1 protein-coding gene is annotated in these 840 nt (G+C 66.8%); it reads right to left on the minus strand.

Features of this window, described 5'->3' with window-relative positions:
- Positions 1–840: AMP-binding protein (locus PQR67_RS38190; RefSeq protein ID WP_408467953.1), on the minus strand; the 840-nt coding region annotated here is incomplete at both ends.

Below are 840 nucleotides of genomic sequence, written 5' to 3' on the forward strand. Positions count from 1 at the left end.
CGATGCCGTACGTGCCGATGAAGTCCTCAAGGTGCGAGCACAGCGCGCCATGGCTGATCGCCACGCCCTTCGGACGCCCCGTCGAACCTGATGTGTAGATCACGTAGGCGAGCTGGTCGGGGTGGATCGTGAGCTGCGGTGCGTTTGCGTTGCCTGCTTCGTCTGCCTCGTCCCGCAGTGCTTCCATCGCGATCATCTCGCGCCCGTCGAGCAAGCCGCCATGACGCCGCGCCGTGGCCGCATCCACCACCACCCGGCTCACGCCCGCGTCTTCCATCATGTAGGCCAGCCGGTCCTCCGGATAGTCCGGGTCCAGCGGCACGAACGCCGCTCCCGACTTCAGCACCCCCAGCAGCGATGCAATCAGGCCCGCCGAGCGCGTCATGCACAGGCCAATGCGCTCGTCCGCCTTCACGCCGCGCTGCACCAGATGCCGCGCAATGCGGTTCGACCACGCTTCCAGTTCGCGATAGTCCAGCCGCTCGCCTTCGCAATGCACCGCTCGGGCCTCACCCCGGCGCCGTGCCTGCGCCGTAAAGCGCTCGCCCACCGGACTGAACGCGTGCCGCGCGATCGCCGTGCGGTAACGGTCCTCAATATCCAGCGTGATCTGTCCAAGATACACATCGTCGTGTGCTGACTCACGCGCCGACTCATGTGCCGACACCTGGTCCAGAATCCCCACATAGTGATCGAGCATGCGCGCCACCACCGGCTCATCGAACACGTCACGCGCGTAGCCCAGCGACACCGACAGGGCCTCACCCTCCGTCACGCTCAGCACCAGATCGAAGCGCGCCGTCTGCGCCTCGCCCGACAGCGCCGACACCTTCAGCCCCG

The sequence above is a fragment of the Paraburkholderia fungorum genome (assembly GCF_046026025.1).
Lineage (GTDB): Bacteria > Pseudomonadota > Gammaproteobacteria > Burkholderiales > Burkholderiaceae > Paraburkholderia > Paraburkholderia fungorum_E.